At 52.8% G+C, this 1,308-nt stretch carries 1 rRNA gene; it reads right to left on the bottom strand.

From position 1 onward, the window contains the following. Positions 1 to 1,308: ribosomal RNA gene (locus J2S18_RS16370) — 23S ribosomal RNA — on the bottom strand; the annotation flags it as partial.

Here is a 1,308-nt window from a genome sequence, read left to right as displayed (position 1 = left end):
GCTTACACCTCTGACCTATCAACCTTGTGTTCTTCAAGGGGTCTTACTAGCTTATGCTATGGGAAATCTCATCTTGAGGTGGGCTTCACGCTTAGATGCTTTCAGCGTTTATCCCTTCCCGACTTAGCTACCCAGCTATGCTCCTGGCGGAACAACTGGTACACCAGAGGTCAGTCCATCCCGGTCCTCTCGTACTAAGGACAGCTCCTCTCAAATTTCCTACGCCCGCGACGGATAGGGACCGAACTGTCTCACGACGTTCTGAACCCAGCTCGCGTGCCGCTTTAATGGGCGAACAGCCCAACCCTTGGGACCTACTTCAGCCCCAGGATGCGACGAGCCGACATCGAGGTGCCAAACCTCCCCGTCGATGTGAACTCTTGGGGGAGATCAGCCTGTTATCCCCGAGGTAGCTTTTATCCGTTGAGCGATGGCCCTCCCACGAGGTACCACCGGATCACTAAGCCCGACTTTCGTCCCTGCTCCACTTGTAGGTGTCGCAGTCAGGCTCCCTTCTGCCTTTGCACTCTTCGAACGATTTCCGACCGTTCTGAGGGAACCTTTGGGCGCCTCCGTTACTTTTTAGGAGGCGACCGCCCCAGTCAAACTGCCCACCTAACAATGTCCAGTCACCAGTTTCATGGCGTCCTGTTAGAACTCCAGTAATATCAGGGTGGTATCCCAAGGTTGACTCCATCAAGACTGACGTCCTGATTTCCTAGTCTCCCACCTATCCTGTACAGATAATACCGAAATTCAATGCTAAGCTACAGTAAAGCTCTACGGGGTCTTTCCGTCCAATCGCGGGTAGCGAGCATCTTCACTCGCACTACAACTTCGCCGGATTTGCAGTTGAGACAGTGCCCAAGTCATTACGCCATTCGTGCGGGTCAGAACTTACCTGACAAGGAATTTCGCTACCTTAGGACCGTTATAGTTACGGCCGCCGTTTACTGGGGCTTAAGTTCACACCTTCGCTTACGCTAAGTGTTCCCCTTAACCTTCCAGCACCGGGCAGGCGTCAGCCCCTATACATCAGCTTTCGCTTTAGCAGAGACCTGTGTTTTTGCTAAACAGTTGCTTGGGCCTATTCTCTGCGGCCTGCTCTCGCAGGCACCCCTTCTCCCGAAGTTACGGGGTCAATTTGCCTAGTTCCTTAACTGCAATTCTTCCGCGGGCCTTAGGATTCTCTCCTCATCTACCTGTGTCGGTTTGCGGTACGGGCACTATTTCTCTTTCTAGATGCTTTTCTTGGAAGCATGGAATCAGATACTTCGGTTCCGTAGAACCTTCCCCATCACGCCTCAG

Source organism: Eubacterium multiforme (assembly GCF_030813415.1).
Lineage (GTDB): Bacteria > Bacillota > Clostridia > Clostridiales > Clostridiaceae > Clostridium > Clostridium multiforme.
Note: the sequence above shows the minus strand (reverse complement) of the source record. Positions and strands in the feature narration are given on the sequence as shown.